Source organism: Parabacteroides sp. AF14-59, from assembly GCF_003479515.1.
Lineage (GTDB): Bacteria > Bacteroidota > Bacteroidia > Bacteroidales > Tannerellaceae > Parabacteroides > Parabacteroides faecis.
Genome location: NZ_QUHH01000005.1, coordinates 149,313 through 175,995, shown reverse-complemented (window position 1 = coordinate 175,995; position 26,683 = coordinate 149,313). Strand labels below are relative to the sequence as shown.

Here is a 26,683-nt window from a genome sequence, read left to right as displayed (position 1 = left end):
TAAACGAAACATGTATGAGTGAATTACAACAATGGATTAACAGTTACTTGATTAAATGGGGTTTAGTACGCGACTCGGCTAATATCTGGGATAACCTGATCGTATTACTTCTCGTTATAGCAGTAACTGTCGGTATCGATTATACCTGCCGGTATATTTTTCTGGGATTATTCAAACGCTTCGCCAAAAGAACCAGAAACCAGTGGGACGATCTGATCGTGGAACGGAAGATCATCAACAAGCTGATGCACCTGATTCCGGCCATTCTGGTTTATATCATGCTCCCGCTGGCACTTCCAAGGGCTGAAATGCCAACATTACTTGGCATTCTTCAAATGGTCTGCAGTATCTATATTGTAGCTGTCATATTGCGTTTTATCAATGCGGCATTAAATCTGCTCCTCGAAATATACAACCGGAAAGAAGCCTTCAAGAATAAACCGCTGAAAGGATTTGTACAAATCATTCAGGTGCTTGTATTCTTTGTCGGGTTCATCATTATCATCAGTATCCTGATTGGAAAATCACCGGCTACACTATTTGCCGGATTGGGAGCTTCGGCTGCTATCCTGATGTTGGTTTTTAAAGATACGATACTTGGTTTTGTTGCCGGTATCCAGTTATCTGCCAATGACATGCTCCGTCCGGGGGACTGGATCACGATGACTAAATACGGGGCCGACGGAACCGTAATAGAAGTAACGCTGAATTCGATCAAAGTACGTAATTTCGATAATACGATCACTATGATACCACCCTATGCGCTCGTCAGCGACTCTTTCCAAAACTGGCGGGGCATGCAGGAATCAGGCGGGCGACGTGTCAAACGTTCGATCAATATCGATATGAACAGCGTACGTTTCTGTACACCGGAAATGCTTGATAAATTCCGTAAAATATCCTTACTGACCGAATATATCGATACTAAGCAACAAGAACTGGAAAGATATAACAAAGAACATAATATAGACGGCTCCATCAAAGTGAACGGACGCCGTCAAACCAATCTCGGTGTTTTCCGTGCTTATCTGGTAAATTATCTGAAAAGCAACCCTGATGTGAACAAGGATCTGACGTGTATGGTACGCCAATTGCAACCGACAGAAAAAGGAATACCGATGGAGTTATATTTCTTTGCAGCAACAACTGTCTGGATTCCTTACGAAGGCATTCAGTCTGATGTATTCGATCATATTCTGGCTGTTTTACCGGAATTCGATTTACAGGTTTTCCAGGAAGTGTCAGGTTCGGATCTGCGTCATTTGAGGATTGAAACTGCAAACTAAGCGTAAACAAAAAGGGACTTTTATGTAAGTCCCTTTTTTATATCAATCAATTTCTATAAAATTCTTTTGTACAATTTCGTAGTAAGCGAATGGAGGCTTAACATATTCCTCACCGCCTTCTGCCTCTTTCAAGGCTTCTGCTTCATAGTCTATTTTCCAATAACGATTATATTGGGTTGTGACATAGATCGGTTCAAAATCATTATCATCTTCTTTAAAGAATAACATCGCATGTTCACCGCCAGCCGGTTCGCATTCTTTCGGTAAAGTCAGCCACGCTCTGATCTGCGCTTTATGCTCACTATCATCAAAATAAACCAGATGATCCATCAACTCAATAAAAAGCTCCCAGCTGATATCATACGGGAAAGTCAATGCAAACACTTGTTTCCCCATCGGATGGATACGAATGATCGCATCATATCGACGGCTATTATATATGTCGGTAAATACCCGTAACAGCTGTTCCACATCAGCCTCCTCCAGTCCGGCAACGATCACTATTTTATCATTGCTGACAGATATATTAGGACGTAAAGCCGGATCTGGTTTTGCCTCTTTTTTCCGGAACTTATTCCGCAAATAAAGAATCAGTACGACAATTATAGCTAAAAAGAACAGGTACGTTTTGAGCGGCAACTTCTTACTGCTTTTTTTCGTATTTTGCACCACTTTTATTCCATCGTCATTCAGATTGAAAGTAACAGGAATAACTTTTTCATCAGCAATATTCTCTCCGTTACGTGTAGCCGGTATCCATTTTCCGCTTGTCAAACCTACCAAACGGATCGCTTCATCATTCAGCAACGGCTCCGAACCAAGAAAAATATGCGGATCGGTAACCGAACCGTCAGTCTCTACCGTACAAGCAATAAGGACAGTTCCACTCACCTCTTCCCTGACGGCCTTTTCCGGATATTCCATGTTCTGCCGGATAAACCAGAATTGTGCGGACGATCCACCGATATATTCAGGGAAAGTGCGGTCCGAACCCTCGGAACGGTCGATCGGGCTATAGACACCTTCATTTGTTTTTAACAAATAAGTAAGCATATATTGATCGTCATCCGCACGACTGAAACTCATGGAACGGTAACCCAATTTAGGTACATTATTTATCTGCTTCCCGTCATTATCCGGAGGCAACAATACGACATCCATCATTCCCACTTTTATTCTGGAGAAACGCAGACCGTTCAATACATGCAGATAAAGAGACTGGCAAGCCATTTCTTCTCCCGATTCACCAGTCTTCCGGACACTTTCAAACCGATACTCCCTGGCGATAGAGACCGTATTTTTATAATCATCAGCAAAAGAATAAATCAGACTGATCCTGGCACCGCCTAGCAAAGGAATAGGCTCGGTTATAAGCCCTTTCAGTTTGGGATTATCGGGTGTAAAAGCCGTAAGCTTTCCTTTATCCGTTCCAAAACGAGTCAGTTTATTGACCGGAAAAACAGATTCCAGACGGAACAGAGAAATATCCTTATCATTTGGTTTGGGTTCCTCAATGATCAGACTATCCAGATAAGGTCTGACTTCCTGCCGTAAGCGAAGTTGCTCTTCCGGCAAATTGTTTTGTTGCGCCTTTACTCCTGATATTCCGCTGATAAAAACAGTCAGGAGTAGATATAAAATCGGGGTGGCTTTCATGATTATAGAAATATTTAGTTTACATCAGAACTGGAAATAGATAAATGGTTGTACACCTGCACTCTTGAACTGTACCACAACGAAAACCATAATCGCCAGGATGACTGCCTGCACCAATAACGGAGAGCGGGTAACGACACCCTGCAAAGCATTCTCGGCCGATTTTGGCATAAAATGTAATACATAACCGATTATCATCAATATAAAAACGCCTTTATAACCAGTAACAAACTGTGTAAATACTTCCGGATGGAAATTTGTACAGATTTGCGTAAGCATCTCTTTTACTGTTTGCAGCGAGTCGGCACGGAAAAATATCCAACCAAAACATACCAAATGGAACGTGATCAAAATCCCCAACACTCTGCGCCAGGGTTTCATTTCTGATCCCAACGGTTTAAAACTACTGAAACGCCCCATTATAAACTTATGAATAGCCAACGCCACGCCATGTATAGCTCCCCAGATGATAAAACTCATGGAAGCACCATGCCATAGGCCTCCTAGTAGCATTGTGATCAGCAGGTTGATATAAGTACGGATTTTCCCTTTCCGGTTCCCTCCCAACGAAATATACAAATAATCTTTCAACCAGGAAGAAAGAGAAATATGCCACCGACGCCAAAATTCAGTAATAGTTGCCGATTGATAAGGTGAGTCGAAGTTCATATTGAAACGGAATCCCAATAATAAAGCGATACCGATCGCCATATCCGAATAACCGGAAAAGTCACAATAAATCTGTAAAGCATACCCGTAAATACTTAGTAGATTTTCCACCCCGGTATAAAGTAACGGCGCATCAAAAACACGATCTACAAAGTTCAAACTGATATAATCGGAAATCACCGTTTTCTTAAACAGGCCACACAGAACCAGAAATAAACCTTCCCCAAATTCAGAACGGGTAACAGTCGGATTCTTATAAATTTGAGGAATAAAATCGCGGGCACGAACAATCGGCCCTGCCACCAGCTGAGGAAAAAACGATACATAAAACCCATAATCGATCCAACGTGTCAATGGTGTAATCTTTCCCCGGTACACATCGATCACATAACTGATCGTCTGGAATGTAAAGAATGAAATACCGACAGGCAGGAAAATATCCAATGGTTGATAAGTCACACTTTGCAAGGAGGTATTTCCAAACTGATAACCAAACTCCCGTGTAACAGAAGCGATGATCTCCAGCAGGAAATTAAAATATTTAAAATAACCAAGCAATCCCAGATTTATACATAAGCTAAGGACGACCAACAGCTTACGTTTCCATTTGGTCGCCGTGTGATATATTCCCTGTGCAATACAAAAGTCGGAAGTCGCCGTAAACAACAACAGGAAAAACCAGAATCCGCTACTCTTATAATAGAAATAAAGGGAGAACAGTGTCACATATATAATACGGGCCAGCAAATGCTTCCTGAGTGACATATATATGATCAGGAATCCGATGAAAAGAAAGAAAAACAGTCCGCTACTAAAAAGTATCGGTGCATTGTGCTGGTAGGTAAGCACATCTCCCAGTTTGGACAAATCAATATTATCGAACATTGTTATCTGCTATATATCGGTTATAGGTTTGCATCAGTGCACGATACAATAAAGTTCCCTGCTCCTGATAGCCTTCTTTAGTAAAATGAACGCGGTCTCTCCCCATCAATCCGGCTTTATGCCATTTAGCACTCGAGCTCTTACCTCCTGTTGCAGCAAATAAATCCCAGCAGGCCACACCTTCACGACGGGCCACATCGACAATAGCCTTAGCGGCGCGTTCTGTATTTTCATTGCGTACATACGTACGTTTCTTATTCACATACACCCGTTTATAACATTCCGGAGGCGTAGTAAGCAAGATCGCAGTATGCGGCATCTGTTTCTTTACCAAAGAAATAAAAGTTTCAATCTGTCCGGCAAACTCACTCCGGTTAAAACGTCTGCCGAAAGTCTCATTCGTTCCCAAAGAAATAATCAGCAACGACGGATTCAGCAAGGCTAGCTGGCGGACATAATCTTCATCCGTGTAATTCACATACATAGCACCGTTTACTCCTACCGAATGATAAAGAATCCCCGGCTGGCCGTTAGTCAGATTGAAACCATAATAAAGATTTTTGAAAGAAGAAGCAGGCAACAGTTTGTCTGTCCCTTGTTTCCGACGGGTACTTTGTAACTGTAGCGTATCGATCAGGCCGGAGATACGGAAAGTATCGGTAATCACACCCGGAGCACAAGCCGTTTGGCTTAAAATCGTTTCTATCGAATCCTTCATCTTTCCGGCAGGCAACATCGGCATGGACTTTTCACCACGATAGATGACAGCCTGATTGAATGAATAACCGGCTCCGTTGTTGGGCGCCATACTTATATCCAAATTAATGGACGGAGATACGGATTGAATACCAATTCCTCCCGGTCCGATCGGACACTTCCTGTTATGCTGGATACAACGTCCGGCCACCCATTCCCGGATAACAGAGGAAATAAAATAATCATCCGGCTCATTCGTCTTGCTTAACTTGAACGGAGCGATCCAGCCACGTCCGGCATTACCGAACTGCTGCTGCAAAAGACGCATGGTCCGCCCGCTGTAATGACCTGCCTGAATATGGGAATCGCCTAACTGAACAATCGTGACGACTGTATCTTTCCCTGCACGCAGAGAATCGAGTGCCGCAAAAAAATTATGTAAAGGAGCGTAGTCACTCACACAACTGTCAGCCTCCGACAACAGAACAGAATCGATAGCAGCTCCCATTTTATAAGAGGCAAAAGGCAAAGCAACCGTATCCGAAACAGCCAGTGTATCAGGCAAAGCAGTATCATCCTGCAACGCAACACGGGAAGGCGAAAGATTTTTCGCCCCGACGGTGATTGCAATCAGCGCCAACAAAACCGACAAATTAATTAACCACTTTGTCTGCTTCATCATAAAACTCCTTTTCTAATAATAACGCATTGAATAATGCTGTGGCTATCTCACGTCCTCCCCTGAAACTCAGGTGGGTATAATCTTTACTTGCCCAATTGTTCTCTACGAAACGGACCATACTGTTCTCGCCTCCCATGGCACCGAAAGTATTCCAGAACGGGATACCGACTTTACGGGCGATCTGCCGCTGGGTATGAAGCATAGCCAATACGGCTGGCATCGTTTCAAACTCCCCGTCTTCCTGATGACTACGGTCGGAAACTCCCAGCAACAAAACATCCGATTCCGGGAAACAAGCCTGTACGTGACGGACTGCTTCCACCATACGTTTATCGTACCAGCCATAATGCAGTACACTATCGCTCACCACATTCAGTCCATATTGTAGGATAATCAGATCGTATGGCCGTACCTCGTTCAGGCTTTGGCAACGCGAACTGTCCAGGCGGTTCAGGATCATACCGGAATTACCCCGTAACGAATAATTATCTACCACGACTCCTGAATTATCTTCCAAAGCAACACCTAAAGCCCGGAAACCTTCCGTCTCGGTAAAAGAGAAAGTTGCTTCGGTGAAGTTTCCTTTACGCACATATTGAGTGATTGTTGTCGTTGGCGGTAATATTTCATTGATCGTATCCGGTTCCCCGTTATAGTGCAATTTCATCCGTGTCCCCGTATTCTGTTCATACAGGAATTTCAACGATGAAGCTGTTTCCAGTTCAGGATAACGGTTAGTTGTTTTGAGAGAGACGGTGACCTTTTCCTCTTTTTTAGGTTCAAACATCATACCGGAAAGTGTATAACCATGTTCATGATCAGTCAGCATCGACCATGTATGCCAACCTTCCGAACGTTGTTCGATCGTCGGACGGAACTGAGCGGCAACGGAAGTAATAGGGACAAAACCAACCCCACGTCCTCCAAACTCTTTCTGTAAGGCTGAACGCAAATCGGCAACGACAATGTCACCTTCGATGAACGAATCACCCAGGAAGGCAACACGTACCGGCCGGCCCAACTTATCCCGTTTCTTCAACGCCGTAAAGAAACGCTTCAAACCGATATGCCCTACCGAATAATCTTCGATATGCGTACCAAGCGAATCGGCTCCCTGAACGGAATACATCACATTATACAAGGAATCGCGTAAAGCCAATGCCGCCGAGTCAATCCCCGTCGAACGGATGATCGAATCGCGCAAAGCCACCGAATCAATTTCCAGTGTATCCGGCTGTTCGAGCTGTTTACGCAGCAAGTCCATAGACAGCGATTGCGTTTTTACCCGTAAATCCGAAAGTAAGTCAACCTTTTTTATCTTCTGACCGAACATTCTGTCCGGCAGATAATATAGTCCCAGGCAGATGCAAAGCGTAATTAGCAAAAGAGCCAGTAATCTGCCGAAATTATCTTCTTTATTCATTTACTCATTCTTACGAAGGTGCAAAGATAAAGATAAAGTTGGTATGTTCGTGTATTGTTTCAGAATTAGAAAGAGACTTTTAAAAGTTCCGGTATTTCAGAAGGCTCGCTGGCCACCCTGATTCCGGCCTCTTCCAAAGCCCGTATTTTCTCTACGGCAGAGCCTGAACCTCCGGAGATGATTGCTCCGGCATGCCCCATCTGTTTCCCGGGCGGAGCTGACTGTCCGGCAATAAATCCGACAACCGGTTTGGTGACATGCTCACGAATATATTCGGCAGCCAACTCTTCTGCATTGCCGCCGATCTCACCGATCATCACGATCGAATGTGTCTCCGGATCATTTTCAAACATTTCCAACAAATCCCGGAAATAAAGTCCGACCACAGGATCGCCGCCCATTCCGACCGCGGTAGATTGGCCCATACCTTTGGCGGTCAAATGATAAACCACCTCATAAGTAAGCGTTCCGCTCCGGCTGAGTACCCCTGTATGACCTTTTGTAAAAACTTTTCCAGGCAAAATGCCTACCAGACTCTCACCCGGAGAAATCAGTCCGGGACAGTTCGGACCGATCAGCTTCGCTCCTTTTAACTGAACGAAACGATAAGCCTTTATAACATCGAGTGTCGGGATTCCTTCCGTTATACAAACGATCAGTTCTATCCCTGCATCAGCCGCTTCCATAATGGCATCTGCTGCAAAACGGGCCGGAACAAATATAATGGAAGTATTCGCCTGTGTCTGCTGCACAGCATCATACATTGTATTAAAAACCGGGATATGCTCGATAAGAGTACCACCTTTGCCCGGCGAAGTCCCGCCAACAACATCAGTGCCATATTCTTTCATTTTCAATGCATGAAAAAGTCCGTCACGCCCGGTTATTCCTTGTACGATCACTCGGGTCGATTTATTTATTAATATGCTCATAATGATTTTTTCCTTTTTACTGTTTATTAGATGCTTCAACAGCCATCAGGGTGGCTTCTCCCATTGTCTCAGCTACTTTGAAACGTGTATTGCGCAACAAGTCACGTCCTTCCGCCTCATTCGTTCCGGTTAATCGGACAATCACCGGAATATCTGTATCGATCTGCTCAAAAGCTTTCAGCAAGCCGTAGGCAACATCATCACACCGGGTAATTCCGCCGAAAATATTGATCAACACCACTTTCACCTGCTTATCCTTCAGAAGAAGTTTCATTGCCTCAATCACTTTTTCAGGATTGGAACTACCTCCGATATCCAGGAAATTGGCCGGATTTCCGCCATACAACTTGATCAGATCCATCGTAGCCATAGCCAGTCCGGCACCATTCACCATACAGCCGATCTCGCCATCCATATGTACATAACTAAATCCTTTTTCCTTTGCCTGTGTTTCTGTCTTTTCTTCCTCGGTTGGCTCGAACAAAGATAAAACACCGGGCTGACGATACAATGCATTATCATCGAAAGTCATCTTGGCATCGATAGCAATCAAAACTCCTTCCCGGGTCATTACCAACGGATTGATCTCAACCAGAGAAGCATCTTTCTCAATAAAAAGCCTGTACATATTCTGTATAATTGCTGCCATCTGGTTTACCTGTGCACTGCTAGCGAACAAAGTAAAAGCAAACCGGCGAGCCAGATAATCCGGGATTCCGATCAGCGGATCGATCCTGAAATGAAATATTTTTTCCGGGCTTCTGCGTGCCACCTCTTCAATATCCATGCCTCCCTCCGCACTCATCATCAAAACAACCGAACGCGAATTACGATCGATAACAAAACTGACATAATATTCGAGATGAATATTTACCGCTTCGCTGACAATCACGCGGGTAACCGGATAATCTTTGATCGTCATACCCAAAATACTTTCAGCATGTTGTAAGGCTTCCCCAGCATTTCCAGCCAGTTTAACACCTCCGGCTTTTCCTCTTCCTCCGGTCAGAACCTGCGCTTTGATCGCAACTTTTTCATTTCCGAGCTGGCTGAACGCTGCCGTAACCTCCTCCGGCTTACTACACAGGATGTGTCGTTCTACCGGAATTCCATAATCTGAAAAGAATTTCTTTGCCTGATATTCGTGTATCTTCATCTGGTAATAATTTAGTGGAATTTATTCTCTCATCTCTAATAACATTCAAATAAACGAAGAAGTTGTTGAAGTAAAAGGATATATCAGACTGCTTTTCAGCATAAAAGCCCTGTAGACGCCGGATACAAACACATTCTTTATTTCCCCTGTTTTATAATAATCAATTTATAAATACGTTACTTTTGCAAGGCTTTATCGAAAGAAAGCCCATCGCGATCAATAAAATAAGAATTAGCTGATATGGAAAAGTTGAAAGAGAGAAAATGGAAAGTGCTTGAAAGTACCTATCTTCACCGCAAACCGTGGCTGACAGTACGGAGTGAACGGGTCGAACTGCCCAACGGCAATCAGATTCCCGAATATTTCGTATTTGAATATCCCGAATGGATCAATGTGATTGCCATCACGAAAGATAAAAAATTCGTTTTTGTCAGCCAATACCGCCATGGACTGGGAGAAACGTCCTATGAACTTTGTGCCGGCGTATGTGAAAAAGAAGACGGCTCTCCCCTCGTTTCCGCTCAACGTGAACTCCTGGAAGAAACAGGCTTCGGCAAAGGTTCCTGGAACGAATATATGGTGATCTCGGCCAACCCGGGAACACATACCAATCTGACTCATTGCTTTCTGGCAACCGACGTCGAACCCGTCACTGCTCAACATCTGGAAGACACAGAAGACTTGACGGTCCATATCCTCACACTCGAAGATGTTTTAGAACTATTAAAAACAGATCAGATCAAACAGGCCATACATGCTGCCCCGCTTTGGAAATACGTGGCAGAAAACCATCTGCTCTGACCTTCAAAGGACAAATCGCCCTGTATTAATCGGAGATTTATTAGGATAATTCATTCTTTTTTCTTATGTTTGTTAGGGAAGAATATGAGGAGGATGAGTTATGAGCAACATTTCAGATTATATCGAACAATTTGTCCTTGATAAACTGAACATGTTTAATGAAGGAAGAAATGAGGATAAAGGCGTATATTACATTCTTTTACCTAACGAAAAGACAGCCTATTATACGCTTTGGTTCTATAACCCGGCGGCGGAATATCATCCTAATATATTCCTTTCTACCTTGGACGTCAATGCCATTAATTCGGTCGGGAAAGCAATGAAAGCCGTGGCAAACTCTTTTGTCAAACTAACGGTCAAGATACGCATCGAATCCATCTCACACAATGCCGACGACATGATCTCTTTCGGCAAATATCGGGGGTATCATCTGTTTGAAGTAGCCTTGATCGACCCTAAATATGTCACCTGGATAGCCAACAAATACGAGGCACACGTTCAAAGTGAAAGGCGCTTCAAAGAGCTTGCGGCCACTTATTCATGGGTTTATCAGGATCTCAATACTTCCCGAATACATAAAATGCCGGTAAGCCGCTTTGTCGGAGAGATAGACGAGAAACTGACTGATTTGCATCTTACTATCCGCCGTATCAAGATAGAAGACAATCCTTATAAAACCCGTGTGATCCGGGGAACGACCCACTTTTATGTCGATCAAAAGATCATTGCGGCCGATGATTCGGAAAATCTGTTTTTCTTTACTATCCGTGCAACCGACCGTAGCCTGGAAAGCGGAAAATTAAGCAATTCCGACCATGCCTACCAGGTCGGAGAAAAACTATATATACGCTCTGCCAAGGTAATCAAACATTATGCATCCCGAAATATACGGTATACGAAATTGGGGTATGTTAAAGTTTAAATAATACAATAAGCTTTTATCTGATAAAATCCCATTCGAATCCATTTTTAATTTCTTCCGAGAGGAATTTGAATTTCATTCGGAAGAAAATTTAGTTTCTCCCGAATGTATGTTTTTCTGCACAAACAAAGATGAAAATTTTATTTTTGAGAAAATACACAAAGAAAAAAAACGATTATTAAGGCATTTATCCAAAAACAAGCGCATATTAGCAAATCTGCCATAAAAAACAGCAACAGCAACGCGTACACACACGTGCGTGAGAGCCACGGAGAGCAAAAACTTCCTGCCATTTTCTTTTTCGACATTTCTGTTATTCAACATCTTTTTTTATCTTTACCGCATTATATCCGGAAAACATGTTTGCAAAAAAAATAACGCTCATACTATCAGTCTTAGTTGCGCTCTTTATATTCAATGAGCCTATCATTGCCCAAGAAAAAGCTTTTCCTAAAAGTGGAGAAGGAATTACCCTTTTCCTGAAACGTCATAACCGTGTAGGGAAAGAGTATCACGATGAATTTATCAAATTGAACAAGACCAGGCTCGGCAGTGGTAATTCGCTGAAAATGGGCGTTAAATACCATTTGCCGCCTTTAAAGGGCGCGGCGGCTACAACTGCGAAGAAGCCTAATTACGAGCCCTTATTCGGCAAAGAATTAGCCCAATACCAAGTCACCTCTTCCGAATTGAAAGGCTGTTGCTTTTATCTGGTCAGCGGACATGGCGGCCCCGACCCCGGAGCCATCGGAAAAATGGGGAACGTCGAACTTCACGAAGACGAATATGCCTACGACGTCATGTTGCGCTTGGCACGTAATCTGCTTATGCGGGGTGCCAAAGTGCATATCATCATCCAGGATGCCAAAGATGGCATTCGCAATGACCGCTTCCTAAACAACACCAAGCGTGAAACATGCATGGGTGCCCCGATCCCATTCAACCAGGTACGCCGCCTCGAACAACGGAGCGAAAAGATCAACTCGCTGTTCAAAAAGGATAGAGAACTTTACAAACGCGCTATCTTTATGCATATCGACAGCCGTAGTAAAAGTCATCAGACTGATGTTTTCTTCTATTATCAGGACAAAAATTCTGAAAGCAAACATTTGGCAAAGACCATGAAATCCACCTTCGAGCATAAATACAACCGGCACCAGCCCGGTCGCGGATTCACAGGCACTGTCGGTCAAAGAGGATTGTTCGTCTTAAGAAAAACAACACCTCCTTCCGTATTTGTCGAATTAGGCAACATACAAAACAGTTTCGACCAAAAGCGGTTTATTCTCAGTGACAACCGCCAGGCTTTGGCAAATTGGTTGTGCGAGGGTTTTGTCACTGACTACAAACGCTACAAGAAAAAGCTGAAATAAATGCCTTGGCAATGAATTATTAGCCTCTGAAATACCGATTAATCCACAGATTAATCGTACCTTTGTGTAATTTTATTGTTGAATCGTTTTAAATAACCATGAATAATTCTTATATATCTCCATTTGCTAAGCCCGTTTATGTGATGTTGAAACCTGTCGGCTCGGTGTGTAACCTGGCGTGCGATTATTGCTACTACCTGGAAAAGGGAAAACTATATCCGGAGGTGAAGAATCATATCATGAGTGAGCAGTTACTGGAAAAATTCATCAAAGACTATCTGGAATGCCAGACAATGCCTCAGGTGCTTTTTACCTGGCATGGCGGCGAAACACTGATGCGTCCGATCAGCTTTTATAAGAAAGCGCTCGAACTTCAGCAAAAATACGGACGCGGACGGCAGATCGACAACTGTATCCAGACAAACGGTACCTTGTTGACAGACGACTGGTGCCGCTTCTTCAAAGAAAATAATTTTCTGGTCGGCATCTCGATCGACGGTCCGCAGGAATTCCATGATGAATACCGCCGGAATCGTCAGGGGCTTCCCTCCTTCTACAAAGTGATGAAGGGGATCGAATTGTTGAAAAAACATCAGGTAGAATATAATGCTATGGCTGTGGTAAACGACTACAACGTTGATTTTCCACTGGAATTTTATCATTTTTTCAAAGAAATAGACTGCCATTTCATTCAGTTTGCCCCTATTGTCGAACGATTGGGATTTCACCAGGACGGGACGAAGTTAACTTCGCCGGAACAACAGGATGCCAATATCAAACTGGCACCATTCTCTGTCGATTCCGGAAAATGGGGGGATTTCCTTTGTACGATTTTCGATGAATGGCTGAAAGAAGATGTCGGGAATTATTATATCCAGCTGTTCGACGCTACACTGGCAAACTGGGTCGGAGAGCAACCGGGCGTATGTACGCTGGCCCGAACATGCGGACATGCCGGAGTGATGGAGTTCAATGGCGATTTATATGCGTGCGACCACTTTGTGTTCCCTGAATACAAGTTAGGAAATATCTATACGCAGACATTAACTGAAATGATGTACAGTCAAAACCAACTTAAGTTTGGTGCAGACAAATACGACAAACTCCCCACTCAATGCAAAGAGTGTGAATTTCTCTTTGCCTGCAACGGGGAATGTCCCAAAAACCGCTTCCTGCATACAGCCAGTGGCGAACCGGGATTAAACTACTTATGCAAGGGCTACAAAAAGTTTTTCAAACATGTAGCACCCTATATGGATTTTATGAAAAAAGAATTATTAGCCCAGCGTCCGCCCGCAAACGTGATGCAATGGGCTAAGGGAAACAGGGATACTCTATAAAAAACATGAAATACAACAGACGTGATTTTATTAAAACAGGAGGTATGGTTATGCTTGGTTCACTGGCAGTTCCTTCTTTTTTAGAAGGTTGTGCCGGTAGTACTGCTGATAAAGCTGCCGGTATCTCATTTGCGTTAAACCATTTCGGGTTAAGCGAAAGTGATATGAAAAAAGTGCTGAACGCAGCACTGGAAAAAGGAGGAGATTATGCTGATCTTTTCTTCGAACACTCTTATCGTAACAATATCGGTTTACAGGATGGAGCGGTGAATCGTGCTTCTTCAAATATAGATTTTGGAATGGGTGTACGCGTCCTTTCCGGAGACCAGACAGGTTATGCCTATGTCGAAAACATCTCGCTGGACGAAATGCTGACCGCTGCACGCACAGCCGCACGTATCGCAAACGGCGCTGCAGGGAAAGGACCGGCCAAACTGACCGAGGAACCGATCGTCAATAACTTCTATGGCGTACAGACGCCCTGGGATGAGATTGCCGTCAAAGAAAAAACACCTTACCTGCAAAAACTGAACGACCAGATTTTTGCACTCGACAAACGTGTGCATAAAGTAATGGCATCTCTCGGCGATACGACATCGCATATCTTTTTCTGTAACTCGGAAGGACAAATGTATTACGATTACCGTCCGATGGTTACACTCGGAGCTGTTTGTATCATGGAAGATAACGGCAAGATAGAAAACTCCTACGCATCCCGTGCATTCCGTATGGGTGCCGAGTTCCTGACCGACGATATCATCAGTGAAGTGGCTAAAGAGGCTGTAGAGAAAACCTCTATCCTCTTCCAGGCGGTAAAACCTAAAGGCGGTGAGATGCCGGTCGTAATGGGTGCCGGTGGCTCCGGTATCCTGTTGCATGAAGCAATCGGACATGCGTTTGAAGCTGACTTTAACCGTAAAAACACTTCCATCTTTTCAGACCAGCTGAATAAGAAAGTCTGCAACGAACATATCAACGTAGTGGATGACGGTACGATTCCGTTCAATCGTGGTTCTGTCAATATCGACGACGAAGGTGTAGAAGGGCAAAAGACATATATTGTGAAAGAAGGTATCCTGACCAGCTATCTGCACGACCGTATCAGTGCGAAGCATTACGGTATCCCGTCGACAGGTAACGGACGCCGCGAATCATTCCGCCAGATGCCTATCCCGCGTATGCGTGCAACCTATATGGAAGCGGGCAATGTGACGGAAGAAGAGATGATCTCGACCGTTAAGAAAGGTATTTATGCATCCAGCTTCACCAACGGGCAGGTACAGATCGGTGCCGGAGATTTCACTTTCTTCGTAAAAGACGGTTATCTGATCGAAGACGGTAAACTGACACAACCGATCAAGGATATCAACATCATTGGTAACGGACCGAAAGCATTGGCCGATATTACAATGGTCGGCAACAACTATAAGATGGATAACGGCACATGGACATGTGGCAAAGACGGTCAGTCATGTCCGGTAACTTGCGGTATGCCATCTGCCCTGGTTAGTAAACTTACTGTAGGAGGAGAAAATTGATATGATAACTAACGAAAATAAAAAACTGGCTCAATGGGCCATGGAGTTCGCTTTGAAGAACGGTTGCCAGGCTTCACGTGTCAGCTTGTACAATGGTTCGAGCAGTTCGTTTGAAATCCGTGATATGAAAATCGATCGCCTGCAACAGGCATCGGAAAACAGTCTGGTTATCCAATTATTCGTAGACGGACGTTATGGTTCTTTTTCCACCAACCGTCTGGACAAGAAGGAACTGGAAAAGTTTATCCGCAATGGAATCGACTCAACCCGTTATCTGGCAGAAGACAAAGCCCGCACACTTCCTGACGCATCCCTTTATTACAAAGGCGGTGGTGCAGACCTGCAACTGATCGATCCTAAATTCGACTCCATACAGCCGGATGAGAAGGTTGCACTGGCAATGAAGACCTGTGAAGAGATGATAGGAAAAGACGACCGTATCATTTCTGCCAATTCTTCTTACAGCGATGAGAAAGACTTCAAATATATGGTTGCCAGCAACGGCTTCGAAGGTGAAGCCTGCGGCTCTTCATTCAGCCTGGTAGCCAGTGTCAGTATTCGTGGCGAAGGCGATGCCCGTCCGGAATCTTACTGGTATGATTCTTCCCTATACTACGATACAATGATCAAGGAAGGATTGGGAACCAAGGCATTGGAGCGCGTTTTTCGCAAACTGGGACAAAAGAAGGTAGCCTCCGGAAAATATCGTATGATCGTTGATAACATGAATTCAGGCCGTTTGTTATCTCCCGTTATAGATGCTTTATATGGCTCGTCTATTCAACAGAAAAACTCTTTCTTGCTTGACAAGCTCGACCAAAAGGTTTTGGGTGAGAAACTTACTCTGATCGATGAACCGCATCTGCTCAAAGCTTCCGGCGCCCGTTACTTCGACGGCGAAGGGGTTGCGACCAAACGAATGCCTGTCTTTGAAAACGGAGTATTGAAAACATACTATATCGACACCTATTCTGCCAACAAAATGGACGTGAAGCCAACTATCGCCTCTCCTTCCATCCTGACAATGCAAATGGGCGACAAGGATACGAACGGTTTGATCGAATCCGTGGATAAAGGTATTCTTGTCACTGGTTTCAATGGCGGTAACTGCAACAGTACAACCGGCGATTTCTCCTATGGCGTGGAAGGCTTCCTCATCGAAAAAGGTAAACTGACACAGCCTATATCTGAAATGAATGCCACCGGAAATATGATCTCGCTGTGGAATAATCTGGCTGAAGCCGGAAATGACCCGCGTTTGTTCTCCAGCTGGCGTATTCCGTCATTATTATTCGATGGTGTTGATTTTAGCGGATTATAAGATTTTCACCTATATTCCATAATATAAAGGCCGGATGATTATTTCCGGCCTTTATTTATATACAAAAAATTGTTCTCTTAAAAAGGATTTTCTATATTTGCCAATACTTTATAATTAAAACTTGTAACTATGAAACAAAAGACCATTCCACCACAGGTGGTTATTAATGAAAAGCTTGGTGATTTCTTTATCGATATCGCCAAATTGGTATTTGCAGGAGTTGTACTCAGCACTTTATTGGATATGGAAGTAGATAAACAATCGGTATTATTACTGGGAGTATTTACGACTGTTGTTTTTGTAAAGATAGGATTTAGGTTTTACATGAAAAAAAAGAAATAAAATGGAAGCTATTTATTTATTTGGAGGACTGAGCATTTTTGGGTTAGTATTGCTTGCTTACCTTACCTATGACGACTGGCAGTACAAAAAGAAACATCCGGAAGAAAAATAATAATCATTACAGAAAAGGAGAAAGCCTGTCGACTTTCTCCTTTTCTTATCTTACCAATAAATAGACAGAAATAAAATGGCAGACACTGCCACCCAATACAAAGAAATGCCACATCGGATGCATATACTTATATTTATCGAAGAAATAAAACACGCACCCTACAGTATAAAATAGTCCACCGCCAATCAGCCAGTACAGTACATCCATTGAGCCGGTTTGTCGACAGACATCCAGTAACGGCTTAAAAGCAATAATAACCACCCATCCCATCGCCAGGTAACAGACCGTTTTCAGATGATCCGTTTTCTTCATCTTTCGAAAACTCAGAAAAATCCCTATCACAGCGGCAACCCAGACAATCGCAAACAACGACCATCCCCAATAACCGACCTGACGAAGGGCTACTAAGGTGAAAGGAGTATATGTTCCCGCAATATGCAAATAAATCGCACTATGGTCGAAACGGCGAAGCAATCTTTTACGCCGGGCATTTGCCGAAGCATGGTAAAAGGTTGAAGTGACGTAAGAAGATGTCATACTAAGGGCATAAACCACCGAACTGCCGACAGCCCAGGGATTTCCGCTCCGGATTGAAGCCATCAATAACAGAATGAGAGCAACCGCCCCGAAAATCATCCCTGCGCCATGTGTCAGCACATTGGCAACCTCTTCGCCATAAGTTTGTCTTTGTTTGGTCCTGACCATTCGAGGTTACAGTTGTTCAGCTTTAAAACCGGCTGCCGTAACTGCCGCAACAACTGCATCAGCCGGAACATCGGCTGTAACTTCCAATACCTTGTCCGGTGATTTCAGATCGATGGACCATTCGTTATCTTTCACTACGTTATTCAGTTTTGCACCGATGGCTGATACACAGCCGCCACATTTTGCGTTTGTTTTAAATTTCATTGTTGCCATAATTTTTTATATTTATACTATTACTTCATAAATTTCAATCTCAAACTGTTAAGCACTACAGATACGGAGCTGAACGCCATTGCCGCACTGGCCAGCATCGGATTCAATAACAATCCGTTTACCGGGAATAATACCCCCGCTGCCAAAGGTATACCTATCAGGTTATAGATAAATGCCCAGAACAAGTTCTGATGGATCAGCCGGACAGTCCGTTTCGACAATTTGATTGCTTCAGGCAATAACAACAGGTCGGAAGTTATTAGCGTGACCATCGCCACGTCCATCGCAATATCCGTACCTTTTCCCATCGCGATACTGACATCTGCACGGGCCAGCGCCTGTGAATCGTTAATGCCGTCGCCGACCATCGCCACTTTCTTCCCCAGCTTCTGAAGGGCGATGATATATTCCTCCTTATCGTTCGGCATCACCTCGGCTTTAAAATGCCCTATACCTAATGTATTTGCCACCCTTTCAGCAGTTTTTACGCCGTCGCCCGTCAGCAAATGAACTTCAATTCCCATCTCTGTCAACTTCCTGACAGCTTCTGCCGATGTGGGTTTGATACGGTCCGAGATAGCTAAAACAGCCAGCAGACGATCGCCTTCGCCATAATAAACGACGCTAATGCCTTCATCCTGCCATCTGCCGATCTGCTTCATCGTATCATCAGGAATCCGGGCTCCGAACTTTTCAAGCAATCCCTGACTTCCGACCCAATAGACAGTACTGCCCACTTCCATACGGATACCCCGCCCGGTAAGGCTTTCGAAGTTTTCCGCTTCAGTGGTTGAAGCACCCGAATCTTCCAGCCAACGGATAATAGCAGAGGCCAGCGGATGTTCCGATTTCAGCTCTGCCGTATAAAGGATATCCAGATAGCAGACATTCGACTCGGTCAACCAACAGGAATCGACAACTACCGGAACTCCTTCCGTCAGTGTACCTGTCTTATCCAACACGATCGTGTCGACCTTACACAGCGTCTCCAAAGCATAAGCATCTTTTATCAGTATATGTCTTTCAGCCCCCTTCCCCATTCCGACCATCAGGGCGGTAGGAGTAGCCAGACCTAAAGCACACGGACAGGCAATAACCAACACCGATACAGCCGAAAGAAGTGCGTAAGAGAAATAGCTGCTGCCGCCGATCGTCATCCAACAGATGAATGTCAGAACAGAAAGCAACACGACCACCGGAACAAATATACCACTTATTTTATCAACGATGCGCTGCACAGGCGCTTTACTTCCCTGGGCCGCCTGTACCATCTGAACGATTTGTGCCAGGATCGTATCATTACCGACTCCCGTTGCTTCCATCGTAAAGGCACCTTTCTGGTTGATCGTACCAGCCAATACCCGATCGCCGACCGTTTTCTCTACAGGGATCGGTTCGCCGCTCAGCATGCTTTCATCCACAGAAGAAGAGCCTTGCAGCAAAACACCATCCACAGGAATTTTCTCACCGGGACGGACGCTTACCACATTTCCGGTCTTTAAGGAAGAAATAGGAACTTCCTCCTCTTTACCTTTCGTTACGAGGCGGGCAGTCTTCGGCTGCAATCCCATCAGACTCTTGATAGCAGAGGATGTACTGTTCTTTGCCCGTTCTTCCATCAGTTTTCCCAGCAGGACAAAAGCGATGATCACACCCGATGCTTCATAATATACATGTGGCTCCAACCCTTTTTCAATCCAGAACTGCGGATATACAGTATTAAAGAAGCTGAAAATAAAGGCAATAGACGTACTGAGGGCCACCAGCGTATCCATATTGGCTTTCCCCTGAACAGCATGGCGTGCGCCACTCACATAAAAGGTTCTGCCGAACAGCAACATAATTGCCAATGCCAGCACCATCATAATCCAGTTAGCATAGGGCATATGCATAAATACCATTCCCAACAACGCCAAGGGCACGGATAATACCCACGCCCCGATCGTATTTCGCTTCAATTTCTTATAATGTTTACGCGCCATCTCTTCCTGCTCGGCAAGCGGATCTTCCGATTCTATGATCAGATCGTATCCCGCTCCCTGCACAGCTTCTTGTATTTTCTGTAAGCTGATTACAGACGGACGAAACTTAACGGACAAAGTGTTAGCCGCAAAATTAACAGATGCCTCTTCTACCCCGGAAAGCCCCTTAACAGTGCTTTCCACGTTATTGGCACAAACCGCACAACTCATCTCCAGGACGGGCAATACCTTACTTTCTATATCTTTCATTATTGTGTATCTATTTATACCGATTCTATTTGTAGAACAAAGATACAAATAAATCAGTTGCAACAAAGTTGCGGATTTTCATTACTCCTGATTAAGATATGTATAAATTTAATAGTTTTATTTGGTATCTTTGTCCTATTATTTAACAATCGGATACCCGATCTTTGTCAGACTAATTTACGAATGAATTTATAAATAAATACAGTTATGATACTTGACTCCTTGAATAACACAGAAAAAGTAGAGCGCTTACACCCTCTTTTCAAAAAAGCATTTGATTACATCAAAGAAACAGATTTTTCCAAAGTGGAAGATGGTAAATATGAACTGGATGGTTCCCGCCTGTTCGTCAGTGTGGTCAGTTTGACCGGTAAAGACAAAAATGATGCCGCTATCGAAACACATAAAAAATATATCGATATCCAGCTCCCCTTGTTAGGCGTGGAAAAAATCGGATGGAAGCCCGGTTGCGAACTGCAGGAAGAATCTATTCCTTACGACGAAGCAAAAGACATTGCCTTCTATGTAGATCGTCCTACCGCTTATACTAAAATCTATCCGGGACAATTCGCTGTTTATTTTCCGGAAGACGGACACGCTCCCGGCATCGGCGAAGGGAATATCCGTAAGGTGATCGTAAAAGTACAGGTAGAAGAATAATATTGCCAGATACGACAAAGCCGGTATTTTCCGAATAAAGATCGAGACAATCTTTAAGGGAAATACCGGCTTGCTTTTGTAAAGTTCTTATCTCGTCACTGCCCTGTTGCCTGCAAATACTGCGTACGTTTGATCAGGTAACTTGTATAATCGTCTGTGTATTGATCACGACTCTGCTGCAACAGCGACTGGGCATCCAGCAAATCACTCAATGTTTCGGTCCCAGCCTGGTAATAGGCGGTACTGAGACGGACATTCTCCTCTGCCGTCACAATCGATTCTTCCGAGAGTTTGACCTGCTTATAAGCTTCTTCCAGCTCGTTCCATAATTTCTGCATCTGCAAAACAAGTTTCTCATTCGAATCCTGGCGGGTATATTCGGCAGCCTTCAACTGTAGTTTCTGTTTCCGGATAGCATGCGACCCTCCCCACCAGTCCGTGATCGGAATACTGACCGTAGCAAAGATCATCCCGAAAGAATGATCGGTATCCAGAATATTATGATACATATAACCGGCTCCTATACCCAACGACGGCAGGTTTTGGCCGACTTTCAGTTTATATTGCAGGCGGCTCGCCTCAACTTGCTTATCCAACAATTTATAACCCACAGTATTAGGCAGAGCCGCTATCGGATCGACCCGATAAGTTTCCGGTAACGGCAAAGGCTCCTGCAAATAAGAACGGACAAGGAAATCATCTTCCGCCACACCGATATACTGTGCCAATACCATTTTAGACAAGCGCAGATTATTTTCTACCTTCAGCCGGTCGCTGGCAACACTGTTCTTTTTCAGTTGTACCTGCAACAGTTCATTCCGGTTGGCAACACCGGCTTTTACCGAGGTTTCGACATCTTTATAGAGATTACCGACCAGCGATTCAATGATCCCGATCGTTTTCATCTTTTCCTGCAAAGAAACGTTCTGCCAGTAATATTGCTCGACCGTCAACAGAACCTCATCTTCCGATTGCTTCATCTGGTAACGGCTAACCTCTACAGCCAGTGCAGCCAGCTTGTTGCTGTTCCATATTTGTCCGCCGGCAAATACAGGCTGGACGGCAGTTACTCCTCCCATGACTCCGTTTTTCCCCAGTGTCATTTCCAGTCCCGGCATCAGGATCATTTCCGCCATTCCGTTGTCGGAAGCAAAAGCACCTCCTGTTGCACTGACAGAAGGGAAGTATTTGGTAAATGCTTCCTTTCGGGTCTCTTGCGTCCCTTCCAGATCAAGACGGGCATTCTTCATCCGTGCATTATTCTCCAATGCCAACCGGCTGCATTCTTCCAGTGTAAGAAGCTGTTGAGCATTCCCTGCAACCAGACACAAGGACAATAAACAAACCAAGCCAGGTATTCTATATCTTATTTCTCTTCTCAGCATATTCTATTTTTTTTATTATTTGATTCTATTCTTTTCCTCCCGATCTTTTATATTTTTGACCTAGGTAGAAAACGTTTTGCACCTAGGTCAAAAACGTTTTTCACCAAGGTCGTAAACGTTTAGCACCTGGGTCAAAAATATAGAAGATAAGGATGTTTTTATCAGGATATCTGCACTCTGCAGTTATCGGTTCCACTATTTCCGGCTACTTATTCCCGAATATCTTCCAGTAGAATACCGGTAAGATGGTTACCGCCAATATCATAGCAAAGACGGTTCCGGCACAGATCACGATTCCCATCGGCATCCAGAGGGAACTTTGGCTGATGATCATCGGAACCACTCCTACAGCCGTCGTAGCCGAAGTCAGGAAGATCGGGAGCATACGGCGTTTACCGGCATCTAAAGCGGCATCCTTCGGAGTGAAATGGTGATTGATCCTCAGATCCTGGGCATGCTCGAACATAATGATTGCATTGCGGACGATAATCCCCATCAGGCTGATCACTCCCAATACACAAGTCACACTGAAGGCCGTATCTGCTATCCATAATCCCAAAGAGGCACCGAACAGGCAAAGCAACAGAGAGGACAAAGCCGCCAGTGCCAGGCCGATCTTCTTGAAGTTGAACAGAAGAAAAAAGAAGATGATCACCACCGCGATCAGTAAACCGCGCAACAAGGGTTCGATAATCTCCAGGTCTGCTTCTTTCGCTCCGCCATATTCCATAGAGACACCCGCAGGAAGTATGGGTTCGATCTCGGCTTTTACAACTTTCTCGATCTTTTTCTGCATGCTGTTTTCCGTATATCCCCGCTTCACCTGTGCCATGACACTGATCGTACGGACACCGTTACGTCTCACGATCTGCCCTTCATTCCATCCGGCTTCTACTGTGGAGACCTGTCGCAGAGGGACACTTACACCCGGGACAGCCGTAGGGATATATTCGTCTTCTACCTGGTTGAAAGGCTGTTTCTCCTCCTTTTTATCCGCTTTCAAATGGACTGGCAGTGCATAATCGCCCTCCCAGACGGAACCGACCGATAAACCGTCGTAACGGATAGCCATATCGGCAGAGGCCATTGCTTTCGTAATTCCTAGGCGGGAGGCTTCTATCGGATCGAGCTTCACACGTATTTCGGGCTGCATCTCTTCATAGTTGGTGTGTATCCATTCCAGTTCGTCTATTCCGCGCAAAGCCAGCATCATCGAATCGGCCGCCTGCTTCAGCAAAGCGATATCTTCGCCGGAAAAACGGATCTCCAATGGAGAAGACACATTCTGATAATCCAGTTGTTTGAACTTGACGTAGGCGTTCGGGAAATAATCGGCATAACGATCGGTATAATCGTCGAGAATTTCCACCGTTGCTTCCGGGGAAGCGGTATTGACAATGAACTGTGCATAATTCTTTCCTGCCAGATTGGGGGCATAGGTTGTCTGGAAACGGGGCGAAGCCATACCGACAAAAGAGGTGACGGAAAGGATACGTTCGTCTTTCTTCATAATGGAATAGAGACTGTCGCAAACCTCTGCCGTGCGGTGTAAAGGCGTTCCCTGCGGCAGATATATCTCCACGGCGAACTGGTCACGGTCGGCAACAGGCATCATGCGCTGATCCAGACGAGTCATCATCCATAAGGCAAGCAGAATGGAAAGCACACCTATCCCGATCGTTGTCTTTGGAAAGCGGAATGTCCATTTCAATGTTTTCTCGTAAACGGACTGGACTATATCCAATAGATTAAAGGTCGGTTTAGCTTCTTTTTCCTTCCGGTCGTGCAAACCTTTCTTTATCACGGCATATTCGAACAGCGGGATAAAGACCATGGCTATGACCAGTGAGATCATCAGTGAGATCGTGATCGTCCAGGGGAAATACTCGACAAAATCATACATCTGTCCCGTCATGGTAAACAATAGCGGGAAGAAGATGATACAGATACAAAGTGTCGCCAGGAAAATAGACCCGAAATAATCTTTTGCACTGGAAATGGCGGCATTCCAGCGGGACATTCCCAGATCCAGCTTCTCGAGATAAGCGTCGATCACGATGATGGAATTATCCACGATCATACCTAACACGACAATCAATGCAGCCAGTGTAACCGTATTCAGCGGAATGCCGGTAACATACATCACCCCTATCGAAATAAAAATACTGATCGGAATGGATGTTGCCGCTACGACTGCCGAACGGAAAGGGAACAGAATCATCATCACCAGAATAACGATGATGATAGAGACGAAAAGGTCGCGTATGAAAGAGGTTACCGACTCGTTCACCACCTTCGGCTGGTCGGCAATCCGGCGGATAGAGACACTGTCGGGTAACTCTTCCTGGAAAGAGGCCAGCACTTCGTCAACCTGCCTGCCATATTCCACAATATTATTTCCCTCCCTCATTTCCATGGAGAGAATGATCGCTTTCTTTCCGTTATTGGTAATGTAGCTATCCGGTTCGGGATATTCACGGACAATCCTGGCGATATCCTTCAGGCGGATCATGTTGCCTTTATTATCGGAGTAAATGATCTGTTCGCCGATCTCCTTTTCCGAAGGATAGGAGACGGAGAAATGGAGAGGGATATCCAGTGATTCGCCTTTCGCCGTTCCGCCGGAGGTTGTGAAACCCTGTGTAAACAGAGTCGTAAGCAACATCCTGCTATCCAACCCGTAAGCCGTCATTCTATCTTTATCCAGATAGACTCCGATCTGTTCATTCTGTACTCCATAACGACGGAGATTGGATACGGATTCGATACGGCGGAGACGGTCTTCCAATGTCTCCAGATACTTTTCCAGTTCACGGTAAGTCTTGTCTTCCGATTCCAAAGTGATCAGCAAGGCAGACGTATCGCCAAAATCATCATTAGCAATAAGTGCCAATACACCGGCCGGCAATTGCGACTTGAAGTTCTGCAATCCCAGTTTGATCTTCGACCAGACTTCATCTTTATTGTTCACATCATCGTTCAACTCGACCATCACATATACCAAGCCGTCTCTCGACATGGAATAGGTTTTCTTCTTCTTTACTTCCTTAAAGGTGAAGAGATAGCGTTCGAGCGGCTTTGCCAGTTGTTCTTCCACTTCGGAAGAGGTGGCACCGGGATATACGCCCACTACAACACCTTGACGGATAATAAATTCAGGAAATTCCTGTTTTGGCATCTTAACCAATCCGTATATGCCAAGCAATACCAGCAGAAAGATCAATAGCAACGTGATCTGGTTATAACGCATGGCAAGCTCTATGATTCCGCGTTTCTTTTTCATTGTACTTTCACTTTCATGTTCTCACTGATTTTCTGGTAACCTTCGGTAACGACCTGGTCGCCTTCTTTCAATCCGTTCGTTATTTCTATACCGTCAGTGGTCAACGGGCCGGTTACAACCTGCCTTGCCTCTGCCCTTCCGTTATTTACACACCAGACGAAGTTGTTTCCTGTATGGGATATTTGTACGGCATTCACCGGGATAGAAATGACGGGAGACGCAGCATCATCCAACACGTTGACACGGCAAACCATTCCCGGCATCAACAATCCTTTGCCGTTATTCAGCTTGATCCTTGCATCATACGTATGGGAAAGCGGGTCGGCAACTACGCCTTTCTCCGTTATTTGTCCTTCAAAAGACAGGTCTCCAAGAGCGCCTACAGTGATCAGAGCTTTTTGTTTATCCAACCTGGCAACTTCTTTTTCCGGTATGGCGATGCGGACATACACCTCGTTGATCTCCAATAAAGTAAGCACAGGAACTCCCGGTTGTATATTCTCACCCGGTTCGACAGTCCGTTTTCCGATCACACCGCTGAACGGGGCATACAAAGAAGCATCTTCCAGATTCTTCCGTGCAATACGTTCCATGGATTGTGCCTGCTGTAATTTACTCTGTACTTCCACCCATTTGATCTCGGGAAGACTTTTACTCTCATAAAGTATCTTCATTCGATCGCAGGCATCCTGTGCCTGAACCAGGGAAGCATGTGCCGCCTCATAAGAGTTTTGAAGCGTCGCCCGGTCGAGCGAGGCAAGAAGTTGCCCTTTATCCACCCGCTGGCCTTCCCTGACAAGTATTCTCTCGACATTCCCCATCACCTGGAAACTAAGGGAAGAGGCCGACATCTCTTCTACTGTTCCTACATAATATTGTTCTTTAACGGAACTCATATCTGTAATCCTGATAACCTTTACCGGGATTTCCCTTTCTGCTGTTCCTTTGTCCTTGCTTCCGGTGCAACTCAGCAGCAGAGATAATAACAAAAGGGTTCCCACGCAATTAACAATCTTCATATTATTCTATTCTTTGATTTGTACTACAAAATAAACAGTGCAAAAGTCGAGAG

General features: G+C 44.6%; 21 protein-coding genes. 9 read left to right on the top strand and 12 right to left on the bottom strand.

The window, feature by feature from the left end; translation table 11 throughout:
- The first annotated feature begins 14 nt into the window (after positions 1–14).
- Positions 15–1,286 carry a mechanosensitive ion channel family protein gene (locus DWW23_RS07910; protein WP_122352739.1) on the top strand — a complete coding sequence of 424 codons (1,272 nt, stop codon included), beginning with the start codon at positions 15–17 and terminating at the stop codon, positions 1,284–1,286.
- A gap of 42 nt (positions 1,287–1,328) precedes the next feature.
- Here DWW23_RS07910 and DWW23_RS07905 read toward each other — a convergent pair whose 3' ends face one another.
- The 6 genes from DWW23_RS07905 to sucC all read right to left on the bottom strand — a co-directional run bounded on the left by DWW23_RS07905 (position 1,329) and on the right by sucC (position 9,385).
- Positions 1,329–2,942: an energy transducer TonB gene (locus tag DWW23_RS07905; protein WP_122352738.1), complete on the bottom strand. Its 1,614-nt coding sequence runs from the start codon at positions 2,940–2,942 to the stop codon at positions 1,329–1,331.
- Positions 2,943–2,966: 24 nt separating this feature from the next.
- A complete protein-coding gene (locus DWW23_RS07900; RefSeq protein WP_122352737.1) occupies positions 2,967–4,496 on the bottom strand; it encodes an MBOAT family protein in 1,530 nt (509 codons plus the stop codon).
- Positions 4,486–5,871 carry a GDSL-type esterase/lipase family protein gene (locus DWW23_RS07895; RefSeq protein ID WP_122352861.1) on the bottom strand — a complete coding sequence of 462 codons (1,386 nt, stop codon included), beginning with the start codon at positions 5,869–5,871 and terminating at the stop codon, positions 4,486–4,488. Before DWW23_RS07895 ends, DWW23_RS07900 begins: the two co-directional genes overlap by 11 nt.
- On the bottom strand, positions 5,846–7,297 hold the full coding sequence (locus DWW23_RS07890) for a hypothetical protein (RefSeq protein ID WP_122352736.1): 1,452 nt from the start codon (positions 7,295–7,297) through the stop codon (positions 5,846–5,848). The genes DWW23_RS07895 and DWW23_RS07890 overlap by 26 nt, the downstream gene beginning before the upstream one ends.
- A gap of 65 nt (positions 7,298–7,362) precedes the next feature.
- A complete protein-coding gene (gene sucD / locus DWW23_RS07885) occupies positions 7,363–8,229 on the bottom strand; it encodes a succinate--CoA ligase subunit alpha (protein WP_122352735.1) in 867 nt (288 codons plus the stop codon).
- A gap of 16 nt (positions 8,230–8,245) precedes the next feature.
- A complete protein-coding gene (gene sucC, locus DWW23_RS07880; protein ID WP_122352734.1) occupies positions 8,246–9,385 on the bottom strand; it encodes an ADP-forming succinate--CoA ligase subunit beta in 1,140 nt (379 codons plus the stop codon).
- Positions 9,386–9,625: 240 nt separating this feature from the next.
- Here sucC and DWW23_RS07875 point away from each other — a divergent pair, with 240 nt between their 5' ends.
- The 7 genes from DWW23_RS07875 to DWW23_RS07840 all read left to right on the top strand — a co-directional run bounded on the left by DWW23_RS07875 (position 9,626) and on the right by DWW23_RS07840 (position 17,022).
- On the top strand, positions 9,626–10,186 hold the full coding sequence (locus DWW23_RS07875; protein ID WP_122352733.1) for an NUDIX hydrolase: 561 nt from the start codon (positions 9,626–9,628) through the stop codon (positions 10,184–10,186).
- 100 nt (positions 10,187–10,286) lie between these two features.
- Positions 10,287–11,108, top strand: coding sequence for a hypothetical protein (locus tag DWW23_RS07870; protein ID WP_122352732.1), 822 nt, complete (start codon positions 10,287–10,289; stop codon positions 11,106–11,108).
- A 359-nt stretch (positions 11,109–11,467) separates the two neighbouring features.
- Entirely contained in the window at positions 11,468–12,481 is a 1,014-nt protein-coding gene (locus DWW23_RS07860; RefSeq protein WP_122352730.1) for an N-acetylmuramoyl-L-alanine amidase, read from the top strand.
- Between the two features lie 98 nt (positions 12,482–12,579).
- Positions 12,580–13,821 carry an anaerobic sulfatase-maturation protein gene (locus DWW23_RS07855; RefSeq protein WP_122352729.1) on the top strand — a complete coding sequence of 414 codons (1,242 nt, stop codon included), beginning with the start codon at positions 12,580–12,582 and terminating at the stop codon, positions 13,819–13,821.
- A gap of 5 nt (positions 13,822–13,826) precedes the next feature.
- Positions 13,827–15,359 (top strand): TldD/PmbA family protein, encoded by a 1,533-nt coding sequence (locus tag DWW23_RS07850; protein WP_122352728.1) that lies wholly within the window; start codon positions 13,827–13,829, stop codon positions 15,357–15,359.
- A 1-nt stretch (position 15,360) separates the two neighbouring features.
- On the top strand, positions 15,361–16,680 hold the full coding sequence (locus tag DWW23_RS07845; RefSeq protein ID WP_122352727.1) for a TldD/PmbA family protein: 1,320 nt from the start codon (positions 15,361–15,363) through the stop codon (positions 16,678–16,680).
- Between the two features lie 129 nt (positions 16,681–16,809).
- Entirely contained in the window at positions 16,810–17,022 is a 213-nt protein-coding gene (locus DWW23_RS07840) for a DUF6722 family protein (RefSeq protein WP_122352726.1), read from the top strand.
- A 157-nt stretch (positions 17,023–17,179) separates the two neighbouring features.
- On the opposite strand, the gene DWW23_RS07835 is transcribed toward DWW23_RS07840, so the two are convergent.
- Genes DWW23_RS07835 through DWW23_RS07825 form a run of 3 tightly spaced genes read right to left on the bottom strand, consistent with a single transcriptional unit; the run spans position 17,180 to position 20,283 of the window.
- Positions 17,180–17,839: a hemolysin III family protein gene (locus DWW23_RS07835; protein ID WP_122352725.1), complete on the bottom strand. Its 660-nt coding sequence runs from the start codon at positions 17,837–17,839 to the stop codon at positions 17,180–17,182.
- Between the two features lie 6 nt (positions 17,840–17,845).
- Positions 17,846–18,052 (bottom strand): heavy metal transport/detoxification protein, encoded by a 207-nt coding sequence (locus tag DWW23_RS07830; RefSeq protein WP_122352724.1) that lies wholly within the window; start codon positions 18,050–18,052, stop codon positions 17,846–17,848.
- A 20-nt stretch (positions 18,053–18,072) separates the two neighbouring features.
- Positions 18,073–20,283, bottom strand: coding sequence for a cation-translocating P-type ATPase (locus DWW23_RS07825; RefSeq protein WP_122352723.1), 2,211 nt, complete (start codon positions 20,281–20,283; stop codon positions 18,073–18,075).
- Positions 20,284–20,490: 207 nt separating this feature from the next.
- On the opposite strand from DWW23_RS07825, the gene DWW23_RS07820 reads away from it, so the two are divergent.
- Positions 20,491–20,943 (top strand): YhcH/YjgK/YiaL family protein, encoded by a 453-nt coding sequence (locus tag DWW23_RS07820; RefSeq protein WP_122352722.1) that lies wholly within the window; start codon positions 20,491–20,493, stop codon positions 20,941–20,943.
- A 95-nt stretch (positions 20,944–21,038) separates the two neighbouring features.
- Here the strand turns inward: DWW23_RS07820 and DWW23_RS07815 are convergent, their stop codons facing one another.
- From DWW23_RS07815 to DWW23_RS07805, 3 genes are all read right to left on the bottom strand, one after another.
- Positions 21,039–22,328 carry a TolC family protein gene (locus tag DWW23_RS07815; protein WP_122352721.1) on the bottom strand — a complete coding sequence of 430 codons (1,290 nt, stop codon included), beginning with the start codon at positions 22,326–22,328 and terminating at the stop codon, positions 21,039–21,041.
- Positions 22,329–22,533: 205 nt separating this feature from the next.
- The gene (locus DWW23_RS07810) at positions 22,534–25,611 is read right to left on the bottom strand and encodes an efflux RND transporter permease subunit (protein ID WP_122352720.1); all 3,078 of its coding nucleotides are present in this window, start codon (positions 25,609–25,611) and stop codon (positions 22,534–22,536) included.
- The gene (locus DWW23_RS07805; RefSeq protein ID WP_122352719.1) at positions 25,608–26,630 is read right to left on the bottom strand and encodes an efflux RND transporter periplasmic adaptor subunit; all 1,023 of its coding nucleotides are present in this window, start codon (positions 26,628–26,630) and stop codon (positions 25,608–25,610) included. The genes DWW23_RS07810 and DWW23_RS07805 overlap by 4 nt, the downstream gene beginning before the upstream one ends.
- Between the last annotated feature and the right edge of the window lie 53 nt (positions 26,631–26,683).